The 20,094-nt window shown below is 59.8% G+C and carries 16 protein-coding genes; 3 read left to right on the top strand and 13 right to left on the bottom strand.

Annotated elements, in window-relative coordinates; all coding sequences use genetic code 11:
* Positions 1-13: 13 nt before the first annotated feature.
* The 5 genes from DRW39_RS05895 to DRW39_RS05915 all read right to left on the bottom strand — a co-directional run bounded on the left by DRW39_RS05895 (position 14) and on the right by DRW39_RS05915 (position 8,129).
* The gene (locus tag DRW39_RS05895; RefSeq protein ID WP_116106089.1) at positions 14-1,402 is read right to left on the bottom strand and encodes a BNR-4 repeat-containing protein; all 1,389 of its coding nucleotides are present in this window, start codon (positions 1,400-1,402) and stop codon (positions 14-16) included.
* 42 nt (positions 1,403-1,444) lie between these two features.
* Positions 1,445-2,113: a hypothetical protein gene (locus DRW39_RS05900; RefSeq protein WP_116106090.1), complete on the bottom strand. Its 669-nt coding sequence runs from the start codon at positions 2,111-2,113 to the stop codon at positions 1,445-1,447.
* Complete coding sequence (locus DRW39_RS05905) at positions 2,103-3,578, bottom strand: RagB/SusD family nutrient uptake outer membrane protein (RefSeq protein ID WP_198664800.1); 1,476 nt, start codon at positions 3,576-3,578, stop codon at positions 2,103-2,105. The genes DRW39_RS05900 and DRW39_RS05905 overlap by 11 nt, the downstream gene beginning before the upstream one ends.
* 37 nt (positions 3,579-3,615) lie before the next feature.
* Complete coding sequence (locus tag DRW39_RS05910; protein WP_116106092.1) at positions 3,616-7,056, bottom strand: SusC/RagA family TonB-linked outer membrane protein; 3,441 nt, start codon at positions 7,054-7,056, stop codon at positions 3,616-3,618.
* Positions 7,057-7,124: 68 nt separating this feature from the next.
* A complete protein-coding gene (locus DRW39_RS05915; protein ID WP_157975953.1) occupies positions 7,125-8,129 on the bottom strand; it encodes a FecR family protein in 1,005 nt (334 codons plus the stop codon).
* A 161-nt stretch (positions 8,130-8,290) separates the two neighbouring features.
* Here DRW39_RS05915 and DRW39_RS05920 point away from each other — a divergent pair, with 161 nt between their 5' ends.
* Positions 8,291-8,869: an RNA polymerase sigma factor gene (locus DRW39_RS05920; protein ID WP_116106094.1), complete on the top strand. Its 579-nt coding sequence runs from the start codon at positions 8,291-8,293 to the stop codon at positions 8,867-8,869.
* Positions 8,870-8,964: 95 nt separating this feature from the next.
* Here the strand turns inward: DRW39_RS05920 and DRW39_RS05925 are convergent, their stop codons facing one another.
* Positions 8,965-9,879 (bottom strand): sugar phosphate isomerase/epimerase family protein, encoded by a 915-nt coding sequence (locus tag DRW39_RS05925; RefSeq protein WP_116106095.1) that lies wholly within the window; start codon positions 9,877-9,879, stop codon positions 8,965-8,967.
* A gap of 184 nt (positions 9,880-10,063) precedes the next feature.
* On the opposite strand from DRW39_RS05925, the gene DRW39_RS05930 reads away from it, so the two are divergent.
* Positions 10,064-10,723 (top strand): MBL fold metallo-hydrolase, encoded by a 660-nt coding sequence (locus tag DRW39_RS05930; protein WP_116106096.1) that lies wholly within the window; start codon positions 10,064-10,066, stop codon positions 10,721-10,723.
* Positions 10,724-10,818: 95 nt separating this feature from the next.
* On the opposite strand, the gene DRW39_RS05935 is transcribed toward DRW39_RS05930, so the two are convergent.
* From DRW39_RS05935 to DRW39_RS05960, 6 genes are all read right to left on the bottom strand, one after another.
* On the bottom strand, positions 10,819-11,244 hold the full coding sequence (locus DRW39_RS05935) for a hypothetical protein (protein WP_157975954.1): 426 nt from the start codon (positions 11,242-11,244) through the stop codon (positions 10,819-10,821).
* Between the two features lie 473 nt (positions 11,245-11,717).
* Entirely contained in the window at positions 11,718-14,111 is a 2,394-nt protein-coding gene (locus DRW39_RS05940; protein ID WP_116106098.1) for a family 78 glycoside hydrolase catalytic domain, read from the bottom strand.
* A gap of 71 nt (positions 14,112-14,182) precedes the next feature.
* Positions 14,183-14,716, bottom strand: coding sequence for a GNAT family N-acetyltransferase (locus tag DRW39_RS05945; RefSeq protein ID WP_116106099.1), 534 nt, complete (start codon positions 14,714-14,716; stop codon positions 14,183-14,185).
* Positions 14,717-14,755: 39 nt separating this feature from the next.
* Complete coding sequence (locus DRW39_RS05950) at positions 14,756-15,511, bottom strand: SDR family oxidoreductase (RefSeq protein ID WP_116106100.1); 756 nt, start codon at positions 15,509-15,511, stop codon at positions 14,756-14,758.
* A gap of 516 nt (positions 15,512-16,027) precedes the next feature.
* Entirely contained in the window at positions 16,028-16,777 is a 750-nt protein-coding gene (locus DRW39_RS05955; protein WP_116106101.1) for an SGNH/GDSL hydrolase family protein, read from the bottom strand.
* Positions 16,778-16,883: 106 nt separating this feature from the next.
* Complete coding sequence (locus tag DRW39_RS05960; RefSeq protein WP_116106102.1) at positions 16,884-17,576, bottom strand: hypothetical protein; 693 nt, start codon at positions 17,574-17,576, stop codon at positions 16,884-16,886.
* 105 nt (positions 17,577-17,681) lie between these two features.
* Between DRW39_RS05960 and DRW39_RS05965 the strand changes: the two genes are divergently transcribed.
* On the top strand, positions 17,682-18,560 hold the full coding sequence (locus DRW39_RS05965; RefSeq protein WP_116106103.1) for a sulfotransferase: 879 nt from the start codon (positions 17,682-17,684) through the stop codon (positions 18,558-18,560).
* 296 nt (positions 18,561-18,856) lie between these two features.
* Here DRW39_RS05965 and DRW39_RS05970 read toward each other — a convergent pair whose 3' ends face one another.
* On the bottom strand, positions 18,857-20,035 hold the full coding sequence (locus DRW39_RS05970) for a hypothetical protein (RefSeq protein WP_116106104.1): 1,179 nt from the start codon (positions 20,033-20,035) through the stop codon (positions 18,857-18,859).
* Positions 20,036-20,094 lie beyond the last annotated feature (59 nt).

The following is a 20,094-nucleotide window of genomic DNA, read 5'->3' on the forward strand; positions in this document are numbered from 1 at the left end:
TTGAGCGGCATGCTTAGTTTCGGGCAGGGATGGCAATGGCCTCCCCCTGGTCAAAGACCTGCAGGTAGAGCGGTCGGGCGTCCTTTCCGGTGCCTTCCTGTCCGTATGCGTACACCCGGCCACCGTCGTAGGCCGTGCGGAAGTGGTGGAAGCGCGGACCGGCATCGTGTACGTAGACCGTCCGCCAGTCGTTGGTGCCGGCCGGGGCGGTCTTAAAGCGCAGGCGCCCGTTGGCCAGGTCGATAGCCACCAGGGTATTGCCGTAGCTCGTCAGTTTAGCGCCGCCGGGCACCTCTCCGTCGGCCGCGTGTTGCCAGACCGACTGGCCCGCCACGCGCCAGTAGTGTACGCTCCGGTTGTCGACCCGCGTCAGGAAGTGAATGTCCCCCTTCTCGGTAACCGTGAAAGCAGGGCCGGAGGAACTCCGCGGTTTCGGGGTGGTACCGTAATCCGCCGCCGGGTCGGCCACCTGCAGGGCATTCGCCTTACCGATGGGCGTGCTAATCGGCCGGTCGTTGACGTCGTACCAGTCTCCGGCCTCGTAGGGCGGCAGCGCGTAGGCATAGTAGAGTCCGCTGTTGAAGGTGTAGCGATCGCTTTCCTTATAGCGGATGGAGTACCCGGCGTGCAGCTTCCCGTGCTCGATCTGCAGGCTCCCGTAGACGCTGTAGCGGTCCGGCAGCGGAATGCGGCCATTAGCCCAGCTGAGCGTTTTGTTCCAGCCGGTCGCATCGTAAACGGCGTACTGGTGCTCCCCCTGCCCGGACCCGCCGAGGCGGTAGCCGACGATGAGGCGGCCGTCCGGGTCGGTGAGAAAGCCGGGATAGGTCGTCTTTTCGTAAGTCTGCCCCTCCACCAGGTAATTCCGTTTCGGCTGGAAGCGGTCGAGGGTGAATTCCGCGTCCGGAACGAAGGCCGCCCCTTTTTCGGTGACCCGGTAATTAAAGTAATGGTCGGGGAAGTTCCGCGCATCGTAGGCGTGCATATCGTACAGCAGGTGGACGGTGCTGTCGATCGTACTGACGGCCACGGCGGCGGTATTGTGGCTGTCGCCCAGGGTGGAGTCGCCGCGGTAACCGATGTGTTTATCCGGAAACTCCAGGGTGACCCACGCCGCCGCCGGGTCGTCGTTGCGCCGCCGCGAAAGCATGAGGTTCCGCTTGTCCATCCCGCCCCGGTACCAGGTCACGAAGGTGAAGCCGCCGCCCACGGCGATGCAGTCCCCGTGGGCGGATATCTGCGGCCCGAACTGGAAGGCTTCGCCCTTTTTTCCGTAGAAGAACAGGCCGTCTTCGGCTACCAGGCTTTCACTCACCAGCGCCACCCCACCCTCGCTTTCCTGGGCGTGGGAGTCGGCGCAGGAACTCAGGAGCAGCAGCAAAAGAAGTGGACAGCGAAACATAATCAGGGAAGGTTAGAACGGGTTGTTATGAACCCCGATAAATCAGTAGAGGGCATTGCGGAAACTGCGGCTGGTCAGGTGGGCTACCCCATTCGTGAAGATGTAATTATGCTCCCCCAGGCGGCCGCCCCGCTTGGTGCCCTGGAGGTCATCCGACTGGTTGATGCCGAGCCGGAAGCGGTCGTCACGGTTTACGGAAACGATGCCCTCCGGGCCAGGAATCAGTGATTGGAAGAAGTAATCCCGGTAAACCACCACCAGCGGATCGAAGCCGTTTTCGATGTAGTCTTCAATAATGTGGTAGCGCAGGACGTAGCGCAGTCGCTCCAGCTGTTCGCCGTCGAGCGAATCCAGGCTCGTATCGGTGGCGCCGGTAATCTGTTGCAGGATATCCCCCCGGTCCGTAAAGGCCGCGTCCTTCAGGAGGATGTAGGTGCGCGGGTCCGGGTTGGATTCGTACTCCGCCTCCATGCCCAGCAGGGTAATGGCCGAGTCGAGATAGTTGAAGTCATCCGCCGGGTGGGAGCGAATGAAGTCCAGCGCGGTCATGTCAAAGGTGACCTGCGGCGCGATATCGGGATCAAACTCGAATTGCCGCTGTCGTTCCAGGTCGCAGCCGGACAGGGTAATCAATCCGGTAAGCAGTAACAGTAGCGGGAAAGCAAGAGTGTACCGGTTGGTGGCGGCGACGTAGGGGGAATTAGTTGACATAACCGGGGTTTTGCATGAGTAGATCGTTGTCGATGAGGTGTTCCTCGTAGATCGGGAAGACCAGTTGGTCGTCGGGTACGGTAGCGATGGTGTCGAGTGCTTGCTGCACGCGGTCGAAAGCGCGCAAATCCCACCAGCGGTCGCCCTCGGCAAAGAGCTCGAGCTGCCGTTCGTCGAGGATGAGTAGCTCCAGGCTTTCCATATCGGGGTAGTCGGCACCGTCGACCAGCGGCAGCTGGCGGGCGGCTCGGACCTCGTTCATCATCTCGACGGCGACCTCCGCGTTGCCCAGGCGGTTTTCCACCAGGGCCTTCAGCAGCAGGATACCGGCGTAGCGGTAGACAGGGATGTTGGTCTCGTCGTCGTTGAGGTTAAAGTTAGTCTTGGCGTACTTGGCCGGGCGGGCCTCCCCGATGGGTCGGTCTTCGCGGCTCTCGAAGTAGCGCCAGTCGCCGTAGAGGACGTTGCCGAATTCGTCGGTGGTCTGGGGGGCGAAGTCCGGGTACTTGGCGTACCAGCCCGCCGAATCGGTCGGAAAGCGCTCAATCCACTTGCGCTCGAGGGTAGGCGAAATGAAGAAGCTGGGGGTACCGGCGAAGAACAACTCGTAGTTGCCGGAGGCCCGTCCACCGTCTTCCAGCACATCGTAGCGGACGGAAAAGATCAGTTCGGGGCCCTCCTGAAACTGGCCGATATTGAGGTCATTGAGGAACAGTCGCCTCCACGATTGCCGGGTGGTGACCAGGCTGTAATCGTTCAGGGCGATCAGCTTATCCAGGGCGACCTTGGCGTTTTCGTATTCTTCCAGCCAGGTGTAGACGTCGGCCTGCAGGGCGTAGTTAGCGGCTTTCGTGAATCGGAACTCGTCGCCCGAGCCGGTGATCAGCTCTTCGGCGAGCAGCAGGTCCGGCACGACCACTTCCCGCAGGATCGTGGCTCCGTCGGTGGCGGGTCGGAAGAGATCCTGCTCGAGATTAGTGATGGCTTCCGTGTAGAGGGGTACGGCCCCCCATACGCGTACGGCGTCGAAGTAGGCGTAGGCGCGCAGGGCGTGGCACTGTCCCAGCAGTCCGGGCGTGTAGCCAGGGACCTGAGGGATCTTCTCAATGGCCAGATTAGCCCTGCCAATCATTCGGTAGAGGCTGTTCCAGCGCAGGGTAACGGCATTGGATTGCGTGAGCTGGTTGGTGACCAGTTCCTCGTACTGTACGGTTACCCGGTCGCTGGCGATGAAGTTATCCGAGCGGAATTCCCCCCACAAGTAGTGGTTGAGGCGGTAGGTTTCCTGCATGGCGTCGTAGATCGCGGCGACGCCGGATTCCACGTCGCCGTTATTCTTCCAGAACTGGGCGTCGGACGTCTGGCTGAAGGGCTCCTCCTCGAGGATCTCGCTGCAGGAGCCGGTAAAAAGGAGCAATCCGAGGGCCACCCAGGCAAGGCGAGCGGAGTGTGAATTGAGTTGCATGATTAACTTTTTATGAATAGGTAGGGGCGACCGTGGCTTACAGCCGGATCTGCAGGCCGAGGATGTATTCCGTCTTGTTCGGGTAGCGGAGGTTATCGATTCCGGGTTCCAGCCCATCTCCCCGGGTTCCCAATTCGGGGTTGTAGCCTTCGTAATTGGTCCAGGTGATCGGGTTATTGATGGACAGGTTAACCGATAGTCCGTTCAGCCACGCATAGCGGTTCAGCAGACCGGGTGCCATGTTGTACGTGAGGCGAACGTTGCGGAATTTGATGAAGTCGGCGTCGGAGAGGTAGTAGCTGTCGATACCGATGCGGTTCTGCGAGCGGGTACGGTCCTGGCTGGGATACTCCACTACATCGCCGGGCCGCAGCCAGGCGCCTTCGATGCGGTCCGGATGAGGGGTGGCCCCGAAGGTGGTGGCGGTGTTGCGGCGATCGTCGTAATTGCGGTAGATGTCGTTACCGAAATTGTAGTCGAAGAGGAAGGACAACGAGAAGCTCTTGTAGGTCAACTCGTTGAAAAAGCCGCCGAAGTAATTAGCCAGTCCGTTGCCGATCACCGACCGGTCGTTGGAATTGTCGATCTCGAAGTCGCCGTTGAGGTCCTTCCAGATCACGTCTCCCCCGCCCACCACGCGGTTATTGACTCGTAGCTGGTTGACCTCGCCGGTGTACACCTGCCCGTTGAGGGTATAATTGGTGAAGGCGCCGTCGGCATCGAAGTTAGGCGTCAGTTGCACGCCGGCATCGGTAAAGGCGTTGGACTCATCGTAGGCGAAAACACCCAGGTTGGTAAAGCCGTAGATATTACCGATGGATTCTCCGACCTCCACGATGAACGGTCCCCGCTGAAAACCGTCGGGGTCGGCCAGGGCCAGCACCTTGTTTTCGTTGTTGGAGAAATTGAAACTGGTGAACCACTTGAAGTCGTTCAGCCGCAGGGGGGTGGCACTGACGGTCAGTTCGAATCCGCGGTTCTCCACGGAACCCACGTTTCGGATGGCTCCTTCGAATCCGGTTTCTTCCGGCAGCGGAACGTAGTACAGCAGGTCCTTGGTGGTCTTCACATAGTAATCCAGGGTGGTCGTGATGCGCCCCTCCAGCAGTTGCAGGTCAAGTCCCAGGTTGACCTGTTCGGTACTTTCCCATCCCAGGTCGCGGTTGGACAGCTGCACCGGCGCCACGCCGTTGACCCCGTTGTAAATGAATCCGGGACTGTAGAGAAACTGCGCCGCGTAATTCCCGATCCGCTCGTTGCCGGTGATGGCGTAGGAGGCGCGCAGTTTAAGGTCCGATATCGTGCTGCGCAAGCCTTCCATAAAGGGCTCGGCACTGATGCGCCAGCCGGCGGACGCGGAGGGAAAGTTGCCGTACTGCCGGTCCGTGCCGAAACGGGAGGAGCCGTCGCGCCGCAGGGTACCGGCGAGCAGGTATTTGCCCCGGAAGTTATAGCTCAGTCGTCCAAAGTAAGACAGCAGCGCGTGGCGCTCCTGAAAGGTCTGGGTGGCCCCGGTATTCAGCTCCGCCACGTTATTGAAGGTCTGTATGAGATCGGAGGCGAAGGTGATGGCCCGGATCGTGCCGTACTCCCTGTTCCAGCGCTGCGTCTGGAAGCCCGCCAGGGCCGATACGTTGTGTTCGCCAAAGGCCTTGGTGTAGGTCAGGTAATTTTCCTGCTGGACGTCGTAGTCGAGATCCTGCGATTCATATCCCGTGGCAGGGTTTTGTCCGCCCTGCAGGATGCTGGGGTTGAAGCCATTGCGCTTACGCTGCCGGTAATTGACACCCAGCGTCGAGCGGAGGCTGAGGCTGGGCAGCAGATCGAGCTCCAAATAGCTGAAGATGGTCGAGCGGAAGTTCCGGTCGTCGTTGGTAGCGGCCAGGGCCTCGGCCAGGGGGTTGCGCCGCCCAAAGGCCTGGGGAAACAATTCCCCGTTGCCGTCGCGTACCGGCAGGTAGGGGGGGCGCTCGGCCAGCTGGCGGAACACGGAGTTCTCGTCGAGCCCGCTCTGCTTCTCGTAGGAGGCGTTGAGTCGGGTCCCGGCACTGATGACGCTGTTAAAGTCGAAGTCGACCTTCAGGCTGGTGTTGACCCGCGAGTAGTCGCTGTTGAGCACGATGCCGTCCTGGCTGAGGTAGCCGGTGTTCCAGTAGAAGGTACTGTTTTCGCCGCCGCCGCTGATGGACAGCCCGGTCTGGTTGCGGACGCCCGTACGCAGCAGCTCGTCCTGCAGGTCCACCTCCTGCTGGAAGCGGGCACTGAGCGAATCCGGGTCGACGCCGCTGCCAATGCCGCCGCTGCGTTGCTGCTCGAAGAGGACGCGCTGGCGGGTGTTCGCCACGGGAATGAGGCTCGATACCTCGTTCAGCCCGGTGGAATGGTTGATCTCCAGGCCGGTGCGGCCCCGCACGCCGGACTTAGTCGTGATGATGACGACCCCGTTCGCCGATTTGGAGCCGTAGATGGCCGCGGAGGCACCATCCTTCAGGACTTCGATGGAGGCAATATCGTTGGGGTTGAGGTTGTCGATGTTTTCCAGCTGTTGTCCGTCTACTACGTAGAGAGGATCTACGCCCCCCTGGAAGGTGGAGGTACCGCGTATCCGGATGTCGGAACCCGCGCCCGGACCGCCGTTGGAGGTGATATTTACCCCGGCCAGGCGGCCCTGGATCGCATCGAAGGCGTTGACCGGAGTGGTCTGCTCGATAGTCTCCTCATCCGCGGAGGCGATGGCCCCCAGCACGTCGCGCCGGCGTTCGGTGCCGTAGCCAATCACCACCACCTCATCGAGCTGGGCGGCGTCATCGACCAGCGTGATGTCGATGGTACTCTGGGCTCCGACGGTGGCGGAGGTAGCTTTGAAACCGATGTATGAGAAAAGCAGTACGCTCTCCTCGTTCTCGACCGTCAGGGTGTATTGGCCGTCGATGTCGGTGACCGTTCCGTTGGTAGTTCCCTGTTCCTGGATCGATACCCCGATCAAGGGCTGTCCGGTGCCGTCCGTGACGGTACCCGAAACGAGCTGGGCCGCGGCCAGTTTTTCCCGGGAGTACTCCAGCACCCGCCGGAGGGGCCGGGTACCGGCCGGCTGCAGGGCTTCACCGCCCTCAATACGTTCCAGCTGGCCCACCTTCCGGCGTAGTTTGCGGGCCAGTCGCTCCCCCGCCTTGCTGCGGGAATAAATGATGACGAAGCGGTCGCTGGCAATCTCGAAATTGAGTCCCACTGCTTCCGTCAGCCGGCTGACGGCCGATTCCAGCGCTTCCCCGCGTTCGAGCTCGAAGTCGACCAGGCGGTCAGCGACTAATTCATTCCGGTAGTTGAAGAAAACCTGGTAGGTTTCGCTCATCTCCTCCAGCACCTCGGCCAGGGGGCGCATTTGTTGCCTGCCGGTGTCAGAAGCAGCGCACAGTTGTACGCATAGCAGGAGTAGGGGCATGCTTAGGAGCCCCCTACGGAGTAAGGAGAAAATCATATACTAGTGATTTACAAGATTGACTTAAGACTATAAGAAGGCACCTCGGAGGCCCTTCGGCGGCAACATCACTCGACGGACCCGCCCGCTGAGATGATAAATTCCCCGTTGCGCTTAATGATGCTGGTCTGCGTTGTTTTAGCCAGCAAGCTCATCGTGGAATCCATATTCGTGGTGGGCAGGGCGAGGGTGAATACCTCATCCTTCAGTGCATCGTCGGTGATGCTGAATTTTAACTCGTTGGCAATCGCCAGGTCTTCCAAAATGCTGAGCAGGGGTTGCTCGCGAAAGATCAGCACGCCTCTTTTCCATGCGGTTTCGGTTTCTATTTCGGCGGGTTTGGGCGGGGCCAGCTGCCGCGATTTAGCGGAATACGTCAGGGACTCCCCCGGTTCCAGGGCAAGCGTTTTCACTCCGGCGTTTCCTTCGAGGGCCACGTTTACTTTGCCCTCTTCCAGGAAGACCTCGGTTTCCTCACGGCGGGTGCTTACGTTGAACACCGTACCGAGCACCTCTACCGTGAGGTCGGGGGTGCGCACCGAGAACTTGGCGTTGGTTGCCGGCTGTTTCGTCACCTCGAAGTAGGCTTCCCCTTCCAGTTGCACGAAGCGGTCCGCTCCGTCCTCCCAGTCGGCGGCGTAGCTCAGGGAAGAGTTGCCGTTGAGGGTCACCCGGGAGCCGTCGGGCAGGCTGAGTTGCTCGATCTGCCCGGGCCCCGTGGCGAAGGTGATCGGGGTGTTGTCTTCCCCCCGGAAAAGCAACAGGAAGGCCGCCACGCCGATGACCACGGCCGCGGCCGCGGCAACGCGCCAGTAGCCGCCGATTCGCCGGACCCGCGGCTGCATCCCGATACCCGCTTCGACCCGGGAGAAAATGCGGGCTTGCTCCTTCTTCCTGATTCCGTCTTCGTCGCCCTGGTCGCCGGACACCGGTTCTTCCGGCAATTCCGCCAGCAGGCGCTCCAGCACTTCCGGGGGGGAAGCTTCATCCGACTGACGCAGGAGGTGGAACAACTGATGCAGTTCGGCCGGGGAGGCTTCCCCCCGGTAGAGTTTCTCAGTCAGCTGTTCCATTACCGGATCTTTCATAGTTACGTGAGGGGTGTCTTTCCGGCCCACTCATACCTACTCCAATTTGAATTTGGAAAGGGATTACCCGGACAGGATAAATTTTTAAATTTTTCCTATTTACGCAATGAAACGCTAATTTACCCTGGCCAAATCGTACGGTCATCATGCAAACCAAGGAGGAACGACAGTTAGTAGCGGGTTTCATCGCCGGTGATCACGATTGTTTCCGTCAGCTCTTCGGGAAATACCAGGGGAAGATCTACACCTTTTGCCTCGGCCTGATCAGGCGGCAGGACCTGGCGGAAGAAGCCACCGCCGACGTATTCATCCAGCTCTGGAAGCGGCGCTCCGTCGTCGATCCCGAGCGTCCGCTATCCGCCCTGCTACACAAGATCGCCCGCGATACCGCCTTCAATTACCTGAAGAAAATTGCCGCCGATCAGCGCTTAGCTACCGCCTTCGCCGAAAACTACCCGCTGGTCACCCACCGCGACGGCGACCACCAACTGATTGCCCGGGAGCAGTCGCAGCTCATCCAGCAAACCATTGAGCTGCTGCCCCCCGTACGGCGGCGCATCTTCATCCTGCACTACTACCAGGGGGTCGGGAACGGCATGATCGCCGACATACTCCGCATTTCCCCCCACACCGTCAAGAGCCAACTGGTCAAGGCGCGGCACTTCCTGCGGGAGCGGCTGGCCGAAGCGGTCTGGCTCCTCCTGCTCCTCGGCAAGGACCTGTAAATCGCGGCTTACGCGTAGCGCGGCACCGGGAACGACAAGACCCGCAGCGTCCGCTACGGGTCTTGTCGCGCCGTGACAGGGGGCTTGAAAACCGCTTACTCGAAGCCGATCTCCTCCAGTCCCTTGTGGCTGATTTCAATAGCCTCCATGGGCGTCTCATTGAAGGTAGCGTCCTGCTCCACCAGGTAGAATTCCATACCGGATTGATCCTTCGCGGCCAGGATGCGGTCGAAGTCGATGCTGCCCGTACCCACCGGAGCGAAGCGGCCCTGGTCGTCCATATCCTTCACGTGCCAGGCCTTGAACCGGCCGGGGTACTTGCCGAAGTACTCGACGGGGTCGGCGCCAGCCTTGGTCACCCAGTACAGGTCCATCTGGAAGTTCAGGTCGTCGGGGTTGGAGTTCTCGAGAAAGTAGTCCATGGGGACGATGCCTTCCTCGTTCTCGATAAATTCGAAGTCGTGGTTGTGGTACAGAGCCTTCATCCCCTGGGCGGAAGCCTCCGCGGCGATGGCGTTGATGATGTCGGAGGCGTCGGCCACCGTGCCCGTCATGCCCAGCTTCTGCGTGGCGGGGTCATACTTGAACAGCCCTTCCGGCGGTACGGGGATCACGATGTACTCGAAGCCGGCGGCCTTGGCATCGGCGATCTCCTTTTTCGCGTTCGCGCGGGTCATGCTGCTCTGGTGGCTGCTCATGGGTTTCAGGCCCACCTCGTCGAGCATCGCCTTGAAGGCGGCGGGCGCCATGCCGTAGTACTTCCCATCGCTGTACCCGGCGGCCTCGATGTACTCGTAACCCAGGTCGGCGACCGCTTCCAGTACGGCGCGCGGGTCCTTACCCATCGTATCCCGCAGGGTGTAGAGGGCGATGCCACCGAATCGGTCGGTGTCGGTTTCGGCGACCGTGTTGGCGGCCACTTCGCCGTTATCCTGTGAATTGTTGGTGCCGCAGGCGGTGAAAACGAGCAAAGGCAAGATCACCAGGGCGTGATAGAAAGTACGTAGCATGATGCAATAATTTAGGTCAAGGATAAAGCATTCGGCTGATATACGAGGGTAAGCGGCGGGATGAAGCGGAAAGATCAATCCGTGTCGGCAGACGAGCTACCGCTCGGCGGACGACGCTAGCGACCCGACCAAACCCCACGCACGCGCAACAGTTCAATAGCCACCCCATGCAAGAACAACACCTATGAAGATCACGAAGTACCTCCATTCCTGTTTGCTCCTCGAGCACGATAACCAACGACTACTCTTCGATCCGGGAAGTTTCAGCTTTGCCCACGGCGAGGTCGATGCGATGAAGCTCACGGACATCGATTACCTGGTCATCACGCACAATCACCCGGACCATCTCTTCCTGCCGGCCATCAAGCAAATCGTCGCCAACAACGACCTGGAGATCATCGCCAACCAAGAGGTGGCCGACAAGCTCCAGGGGGAAAGCTTCGAGGTAACCGTCTTCGAGGAGGGGAAGCGGCAATTCGGGGCCTTTCACCTGGAGGCGGTACCGGTAAGCCACGAACCCATTCTGTCCGATACGATGCCCGTGGTGACGGCTTTCTACATCAACGATTCGGTGCTTAACCCCGGCGATTCCTTCAGCGAAGACCTGCTGCGCTTCCGGGGGTGCGACGTATTGCTGTGCCCCATCATGGCGCCCTTTCTGACGGAGGTACAAGCCTTCGACTTCATGACGAAAATGCAACCGAAGGCGGTGATCCCGGTACACGATGGCTACGCGAAAGAGTACTTCGTCCAGGCCCGGCAGAAAAACTACGCGGCTTACCTGGAGAAAAATGGAATCGGCTTCCACGGCCTCGTCGTGGCGGGCGAAAGCGTGGAAGTCTAGGTCGCGCCATATATAAAACACACCGGCCCGTATCGCTACGGGCCGGCGTGCCTGGGAGGTTATTAGGGAAGCAGCAGCAGCAGTTATGGTAATGCCTACCGCTGCACCATTTCCTCCGCCTGGGTGATCAGGGTCTGCAGTTGTTCCCGGTCGGTAGCTTCTCCGGCGCGGAGGCGGGAATTAGCGTCCTCCAGCTGCTCCACGACGGTTTTGAATTCCTGGTGGGCCGTACCCTCCATATTGACGCCTTCCGACATCAGGGCCGAGATTCCCATTTGCATGTGATCGGCGGCTTCGGAGGCGTGATCGGCGTCCAGGCTGGCCAGGGCGGCATCGAAGTGCTCACTGTAGGTCATATCCCCGGTGAGCGCGGTCGAATCCTCCATCTCCATCGGCTGGCTGTTGACTTCGGTAGTGGGGGTATAATCCTGCTCGGCGGCGTCGTACTCCACCTCGTTGGTGGTGTCGTTACAGCTCGCCAGGGCAAGGCCTAACATGCCGCAAATAATGATGTGTTTCATATTGGTTTTCATTTCAATGGATGCTAAAACGTACACGCGCAACGCGGCACGAGCGGATCGTTTATGATCCAGCTATAGAACAATCGGTGGTTCGATGTTGGCGTCGGTGGGGGCATAATTATTTTTACTTCTTCCCCCCTGCCGATGATGTACGAAGCCCCCCACCCTTCTCGCTGTTGAAGCGGGCGGCGGAGCGCAGGTAAATACCTTATACCGGCAGCGAAGGACATACAAAATTCCGCAACCCGGCCCTGCCCATCCTGGTATATGCACAGTATCCAAGCAGCGTGCGTCGGCAGTAGGATGCAGGATTTTTGCCCTCACTCCCGTCCTATTCCCTCTTCGTAATCCGCCAGGCAATCGCGAAGCTGAAGTCTCGGCTCGTAGAGCGCTCGACCTTCGACTATCGTACGGTGAGCCGCTTTATTCGCCCCCTTAGAAGTATACACGTATGAACCCCGCCACAATGAAAGTCACATCTCCAGCGTATTCTCTCCACCGACCAGCTCCACTACCCGACCACGCCAGACGAACTCACCAATGATTCCCTCCGGCAAGGTAACTCGCCCCGTACCGGCGTCAAGATCGTACACCACCACGATTTCCCCGGCCGGATGCGGCATAGAACCACTAATCCGCCGGATTTCACCCAAGTGGGGTTGGATCCGCACCGTGCGGAAATGCGGCGATGCACTATCGATACCCAGGATGGTCCGGTAGAATTCGATATTCGGGCTGGACCCCCAGGCGTGGCAATCCGAGCGGGTATCCTCCACGTTGGAATCCTCGCCCCAGGTGGTCAGGCCGAGGTCCATATTTTTTCGCCAGATATCGAGCCAGTCCAGGTAATCATCGCCCAGGCCCGCCCGGGTGAGCGCCTGGTGCAGGTAGTATTTGAAGTAGATGGAAGCGGGTGCCAGATCTTCTTCGGAGAGCATGCGCCGGCCGAGCGGCGCCAGATCGCCTTCCGGTACGAGACCGGCCAGGATCGCCAGGGCGTTCGCGTGCTGGGAATAACTGGCGTGGTCTTCCGTATCCGCGAAGAGACCGCGGTCGGCGGTCCAGTATTTTTTCCGGATGGTGTTCGAGAGTCGGTCGATTTCCTCCTCGTAGGCCTCGGCGAAAGCGGCCATCCCTAATTCCTGCTCCAGCTGACGCGCATTTTGGTAGGCCAGCAGAAGCTGGAGGTCCAGGACCGATGAGAAACCGGCTTCGCTCCGGGGCGGCTCTCCCCGGGCCCATTCGTTCACCCAGTCGGAGTAGGCCCAGTTGGGCACGTTGCGGAGCGAACCGTCGGCGTCCTGGAAGTCGCTGAAGTAGTCCAGCACCTGGCGGATACCGAAAAGCTTCTCGCGTACGAAGGCCGGGTCGTCCCCGTACCACATGTAATCGCGCAGCATACCGATGTACCAGAGCGAAAAGGGCGCGATGATCTGCCGGATATTGGTCGGGTAGCGGCTCAGGGTAATGCCCTCCGGCTGCCGCGAGTAGTTCATCAGGTTGAGGGCGTTGCGGACCAGCCGGTCGTCACCCGTATTGTAGAGGGAGACCAGCGCCTGGATGCGCGTATCGCCGATGTACTGCAGCTGCTCCCAGTACGGACAATCCATATACGTATCCATCGCGCAGAGCCGGGCCGTTCGCCATCCGATGTCCAGTATGGTATCTATTTCGGCTATGGGCGACTCCAGCTGCGCGCGCCGCTCGAAGGGGTAGCCCACCGCCTCGGCCGTTATGTCCGCTACGACGAGGGGCTCGTCGGCGGTCACGATCTCGAGTTGGAGGTAGCGATAGGTGCGGTAAGAAAGGGGGGTGAAGCGCTGCTGCCCCTCCCCACCGGTATAGATGCTGTCCACCCGGCCCACCATGGTTTTGCCCTCGATCCGGTCGCGGTTTCCTTTCGTCCGTAGGTCATCCTCGTAGAGGGCCTCGGCGTAGGTGACGACGACCAATGCCCCCTCCCCCCCGCTGAGGTGGAGCGTAGGGAAGGCATTCGTGAGGTAGGCCTGATCCAGCAATACCCTGGCCCGGGTCCGAGCCGGCACGGTCAGTGGTTCCGAGCCAGTCGGGAAGCCATCGGGGACCTCCACCCCCTCCGCCCGGCGCACCGTGGCCAGGCGTTCTTCCCGAACCTCCATCTGTGGCACGACCGAAGCCAGTAATCGCCAGGGCTCGCGTGCGTCCATACCCACGGTGTGGCGCGGTACGCCGCGAACCAGCGCCGCGGCAGCCAACCAATCACCATCGTCGTAGTCCGGCATTTCCCAGCCCGTGACCCGCCCGGCAAGATCTACCCGGTCACCGGGACCGGCCACGTAGTACCCTTGCAGATCGATCATTCCGGGGATGCGACTAGACCGGCTGATCGGTATGGGCCGGTAGCTATCGTCACGCCGAGCTACCCAGGTGGTATCGGTATTAACGGTCTCCGCAACGGGATCGGCTCCCTGCAGAATAAGCCCCGTACGGTAGGTGATCTGCGCTTCCTGCCGGTAGGGCCCGGCATTCCAAACCCGTACCGCCAGGGTATTTTTGCCGGGCCGCAGCAGCGGGGCCAGATCGAGCCGGTCGTAGTTCCAGTGGTCGAGGTCGCTCTTGGCCGGCCCGCGACCGGCGAACTTGCCGTTGACGCGGAGCTCGTAGACATTGTCCGCGGATATCAGGACGGGAAAGGTATCCGTACCCTCCGGCAGATCGATTGATTTACGGAAGTAATACACCCCGTAGGCCTCCGGGTCCGCGTCCGGCGCGGTGATCCATTCGGCGGGCCAGTGACTCCGTTCGAGGTCGGGCATCCGAGCCTGGCCGGTCACGGGGAAATAAGCGATGACGAATAACCAGAAAAGAGCCAGGGGTAACGAACGCATAAAAACGGGTTGATCGACGGGAAGGCCGGTGAATATATCAACTGTACCGCTTGCAGCATCCCGCCTCCCCCCTATTCGGTAAAGGCCGGGGCATACCGGACCCGTCCGCTCACCCCCTTCAGGCTGCCCGGCCTCAGCTCGACGACCATTGCGTTTTCGGCGGGAACGTCGAAGGGGAGTTCGATGCCAAAATGGTGGGCGGGCCGGTAGCCGAAGCGGGGGTAGTAAGCCGCGTGCCCCAGCAGCACGACGGAACCGAACCCGATTGCGTAAGCCCGGCGGTGTGCCTCCCGGATCAGCGCAGTGCCAACCCCCCGACCGCGAAAGTCAGGATGCACGGCTACCGGGGCCAGCGCCAGGGACGGATGGTTTCGGTCGCGCCCCTGAATGTCGATCTTGGTGAGCAGAATGTACCCCACGATGCGTTCCTCCTTCTCCGCTACGAGGGATAGTTCCGGCACGAAAGCAGCGGTATCCCGCAAGCGTTCCACCAGCAGGTGCTCCCGCTGGTCGCTGAAGGCTTCGTTCCGAAAGGCTCGCTCGACCAGGGCGAGCACGGGAGAGCGATCCGCCGAACGTTCCTGCCGAATGTGAAGGTTCTGCATGGACCTAAAATAGGGACGGCGGAGCGACTGGGGTGCGGATTAGGGTTGATAGATCATTTTGCGGGTCATGCCGCCGTCGACGACGAAGTCTTGTCCGGTGATGAAGGCACTGCGGTCGGAGAGAAGGTATGCGACCATATCGGCGATATCCTGCGGGATGCCGACGCGGCCGACGGGGTGTTGCGCGTGGTCGGCGGCGGAAAGCTCGGCCGGCTCGCGTTCGCTTGCTTTCTGCCAGGGGGTGACGTCGATCCAGCCGGGGCTGATGCTGTTCACGCGCACGTCCGGTCCCAGGCTGATGGCCAGTGCGTGGGTGAGCGCGAATATCCCCCCCTTGGAGGCGGAGTAGGCTTCGGTGTCCGGTTCGGACATCTTTCTACGGGTGGACGACATATTCACGATCGCTCCCCGGCGGTCGCGGAGGTGCGGCGCGGCGTGTTTAGCGCAGAGGAAGGCGCCGGTCAGGTTCGTACCGATGACCTGGTTCCACTCATCCAGGCTGAGCTTTTCGATCGGTTTATTGATGGCGAAGCCGGCGTTGTTGACCAGGCCGTCGATCCGGCCCCATTCTTTGACGACCGTATCGATTGCCTCTTTGACGGATTTTTCGCCGGCCACGTCGGTGGGCAGGAAAAGGGCCTCGCCCCGGCGCTCACTTTCCGCCAGGGCCTCCCGCCCTGCCTCCTCGTCCTTTTCCAAAAGGGCTACCCGGTAGTGCAGGCCGGCAAGATGCGCGGCGGTGGCGCGGCCGATGCCCTGACCGGCGCCGGTAATGATTACGACAGGTTTGTCCATGGCGAAAGCTTTCGCGCTCATTAACCTCGGCTAGCTGGCCGGGTTCGGCGGCGAACCTTCGTCGACCGATTCTTTCTACCCTCCTGCCTTAATTAATTCTTAAGTCGCAATCGCGCAGCAGGCCAGACTGTTGTACTAACAACTATCGCCGGTAAGCGATACACATTTGAGAGGCTACTTATACTTTGACGCAACACTCCTTTTTAGCCCCGCCCGGTCTTACCCGGCGGGGCTCTTCTTTTGCCGCTGTTTCTAAATCGTTAACAGTGGCAATACGTCCCCTGACTGACCGTTTTAAATCTACATCGTGCGAATTATTTCGCGGATGTCAGTTTCGAGAATCACCTATCCGCCCTTCAGAAATTCCCTTCTTGGCATTTTGGTGATCCAGGGCTTTTGCCCTGCTCGATGCTGTTATTCATCATCGTATTTGTGTTTGTTCATAGTGTCAATTTGATCTGGCCCGGCTTTGCCCGGGCCCTTTTTTTGCCCCTACTCGCAACGAATGCCCGTCGGTTACCATAATCCCGCAAAAGCCTCCATCCACGCTTCGGCCATTCGGTAGCTGCCCGCCAGACTCGGATGCACCCCGTCGTGGCTCCAGTGCTCGGCCGGGGCTTCCTCCAACGCCTCGTCGAATACTTGCTGAAAGGGTACCCACGCGGCGTCAAATTCGTCGGCGATCTCCTTGGCCACCTCCGGGTAGGCGGGAAATTCCGTAGCCCAGCGCTCGCTCTCCACCGCTTTACCACCCCGGATGATGAAAGGCTCGCATAGGATAAAACGGACCCCTGGCAGCTCGTCCCGCGTACGCTGCAGCAGGGCCCGGAAGTCGTTGCGGTAGACCTCCACGGTCCCGTCGTAGTTGCCGTTGAGCATGTGCCAGAAATCGTTGACGCCGATGAGGATGCTGACCACGTCCGGCTTCAGGTCCAACGCGTCCGCCTCCCAGCGATCGTCGAGTTGGTACACCTTGTTGCCGCTGATGCCGCGGTTGTAGTACGTCAGGTCGGTGCCGGGGTACTTACCTACCAGCATCGCGGAGGCCAGCAGGGCGTAACCGACGCCCATGTTGCCGTAGTCGTTGGCTTCGGTGCGGTCGCGATCGCGACCCGCGTCGGTGATGGAATCTCCCTGAAAAAGCACGGTGAGCCGTTCGGGTACGTCGGCGGACATGGCGGATGGTTTGGTCAGCGCCGCGCTTCCGGCCAGGGCGGCGGGCAACAGGGCGGCGTTTTTAATAAAGTCTCGGCGGTGATTTGGCATGATCGATGATTTTCCCAAATCTAGCAATCCATACCGCAATACGCCATCAATCGGGTAAACTCAACCCACGAAAGACGTGCTTGACTAGTTGGGAGTACACACGGCACTAGCAATTGACTTCACCGGTTTTCCATTCCGCTAGCTGTTCCGCTTCCGGATAGGGCGTACCCGGCGCTACCTCGACCGATTGATTCGGAACGGCCGCCGGGTCCTGGTCATCGTTCCAGCTTTCCGTTTCGTAAGATTTGGTCAGTTGCCGGATCACTTCGCCTGCGACGATGTAATAGCGGGTTTCCTCGTATTCGCTTACCCAACCCATTTCCTCACCGGCCCCCTCCAACGGGGAGACGGGACTGAACTGCTCGTCGATCCACCAGGCGAAGAACAGCTCGCCGTCCTGGAAATACATCCGCTTCGTGGTAAAGGCGTGGCCGATGCCCGTAGTCGTGCGCAGCATGACCACCTCCTCCCCGTCGAGGTAGCGCACCATGAAAAATTCGCCGTCCGCTACCTGGCAGAGGACCGTCAGGGTATCGGTCCGCAAGCTACCCGCGTCCAGGAGTTGTTGCACCTCGCGGTACCGCGTCCTTATCTTCTCGATCGGTCCGCTTTCCGTATCGCCGCCTGCCTCGTCGGTCACCAGATCATCCGGGGGCAACGTCTGGGCTGGGGTCGGGGGCATCGTATCGACCGCGGCCTCCCGTGGGACATCGGAGACCGAATCCGGAGCGGAATCGTCGCAGCCCTCCATCAGGAACAGGCTGAGACACAGTAAAGCGGGTAAAAGGTAGGAATGCATGGCTACGGTTTTTTTGTATCAAGAAAGTAGTCGACCGGAAAGGAACGCCACCGGAAAGGCTGGCCCGACGGGTCGATCGTATCTTAGCCCCCTGAAGCCCAACCGATGCGAAAGGTAGTACTGATCGAGGGCACTGGCCACTGCGGATCCACCCTTTTAGATATGATGTTGAGCAGCCACCCCGCTGCTTTCGGCCTGGGGGAGCTCAAGGTCATCCGCGACGATGATCGATATCGGAAAGGGAAGGTTCCGCCGAATGGTTTTCACGGTTACACCGATCCCGTCTGGACGCCCGAACGGATGAGCGAACTCTATGGGCACTTCCGGGGGGAACGTACCTGGATCTACCGGGCCTTTGCTAAATTTCGGCCGTCGCTACTCGGCAATCGGAGGCGTATCTACCGCACGCTCTTCGATGCCCTGCCCGGGCGCTCGGTCCTTATCGACAGTTCCAAGAATGCACAGTATACCCGCATTGCCCTACACCAGCTGCGTTCGGCGCGGGACTTCACCCCCTATCTCGTATGGATACGCCGCGATCCAAGGGCGGTCATCAATAGCTATCACCGAAAGTTCCCCGAAGTATCGGTTGCGAAATTTATTGACCAGATAAAGGGGATGGAGGAACGCCGGGACCGACTCTTCCGACGTATTTACGTGGAAAAAGCGTGTGTCCACTACGAGGACCTTTGTCGCAATCCGGAAAGGGTATTGCGCCAACTATGTGAGCTGATCGGTCTGGACTACCGGGACGACATGATCACCTACTGGCAGCACGATCACCATCACTTAGCGGGTAATTCCGGGACCAAAACCCTGGTGGCTAAGTACCACGACATCCCGGAAGCTTTTTCCGACAAACCCTGGTCGGCGGATTTCTACCGCGAGCATCCCCTCGAGATTCGCCTGGATGAACGGTGGAAAACAGAGCTTTCCATCGACAACCAACGAAAGATCGCGGCCGCCTTTAACCTGGCCCCCTAACCAGGAGGGCGGCGGTGCGCAGGTATAAAGGCCTTTATAAACGCGCATAGCCTGTCGAAATCCCTGCCCCTATAATAAGTATTGGTGAAGTTTATTCGGATCACTTGCATTCCGTGATGCATGCCCTTACTTTCGCGTTGCATTAGCCCCCCTCTAGCCTTACCCCCCAGCCATTTGACACTCCTAGCCAAGCCACACATGCCTACCGCCCAACGACTCAGCGCCTATCTGTTTCTGATTCTGCTCGCTCTGACGCTCTTCTTCCTGGAGCACTCCGCGACCGCGCAGCCGGCGGATCAATCGGCCGTGACGACCCTATACCAGGGCACTCCCAATTTGCCGGCGCGGTAAAGTACGAGCACGCTGTCACCGGCTTCGACCCGGTTGTACAGGCTGCGGCTAACCCTATTCATCTCTTTTCGCGGGCGTGCCTTCCACTCGGAGAGGTGTAGGTAATAACTTTGGTTTCGTCCGGACGAATAAGACTTGTCCATCACTTCCACGGGATAGCGGCTCGCTTCCCGGTCGTCGTAGTAACAGTTGACGTGGAGCAGGCTTCCGTAGGCGTACATCGCGGTTAAACAAAAGACGGCTGCTATTCCGGGTTTACTCTTTACCTCCGATGCGAAAACCATAACGATCACGGCCGTCAGCAGTAGCGAGGTGGCGAGCAGTATCGGCCAGAGCGATCCATAGTCGTAGGGCTCGAAATCAATTAACCCACGTATGAAAAGGGCGGCTACCAAAAAATATAGGCCGGTCGTCACGCCCGGGCGAGCGGAGCTTTTCCGACTGTCTAACCGGATAAGTCCGCCGCTACGCGCCACTAAAACGGCGGCCAGGAGCGGGACTGCGATCGCTGTTCCATAGGCGAAGCTATACGGATGCGGATAGATCCAGACCCAGGCACCTACGAGTCCTGCCAACCAATTGATCATCCGTGCTTGCCGCATGGCGGAGTTCAATTTCGCCTCCCGTTCGCTGCGCGAGAATCCCACCTCGTGGTCGGATAGCACCCGCTGCCGGTCCTTTTTTCTGGACACCTCGTCCAGGTCCGGGTAGCGCAGGCAAAGCGTGAGGAGGGAATGTTCGGGATCAACGTAGTCCTTTTCGATGATCATCCGTCGACCATCCTTTGCTTCCAGGATGAGGCCGTTGCCTTCGTGCATACTCCGGTGGCCGGCGATGTGGTCGAAGGCCAGATAATTTTCCCGGAATATCCGGCGCTTGCGAATGCCGCTTTCATCCACCACGAGGTAGCGAAAATGGAGGTCCACTGCGTACCAAATGGTACCGATTGCCACGGTACCGAAGAGTACCGTGATTACCAACTTGGTTGCCAGACTGGTCTGGTCATCCAGGTCCGTAAAGACCGCCCGGATCATCCATAGCGCGATACCGGTCAGCACGGCGCAGATGACGTAGCCACCGATAGGGGAGCCGATCTTCACCCGGTACATGCGCTCTTCGTTCATTCGGTCACCCGCTTTGAACTAGTAAAGATACAGGTTCCCGAAGATGATTACCCGCTATC

Source organism: Lewinella sp. IMCC34191 (genome assembly GCF_003390935.1).
GTDB lineage: Bacteria > Bacteroidota > Bacteroidia > Chitinophagales > Saprospiraceae > Neolewinella.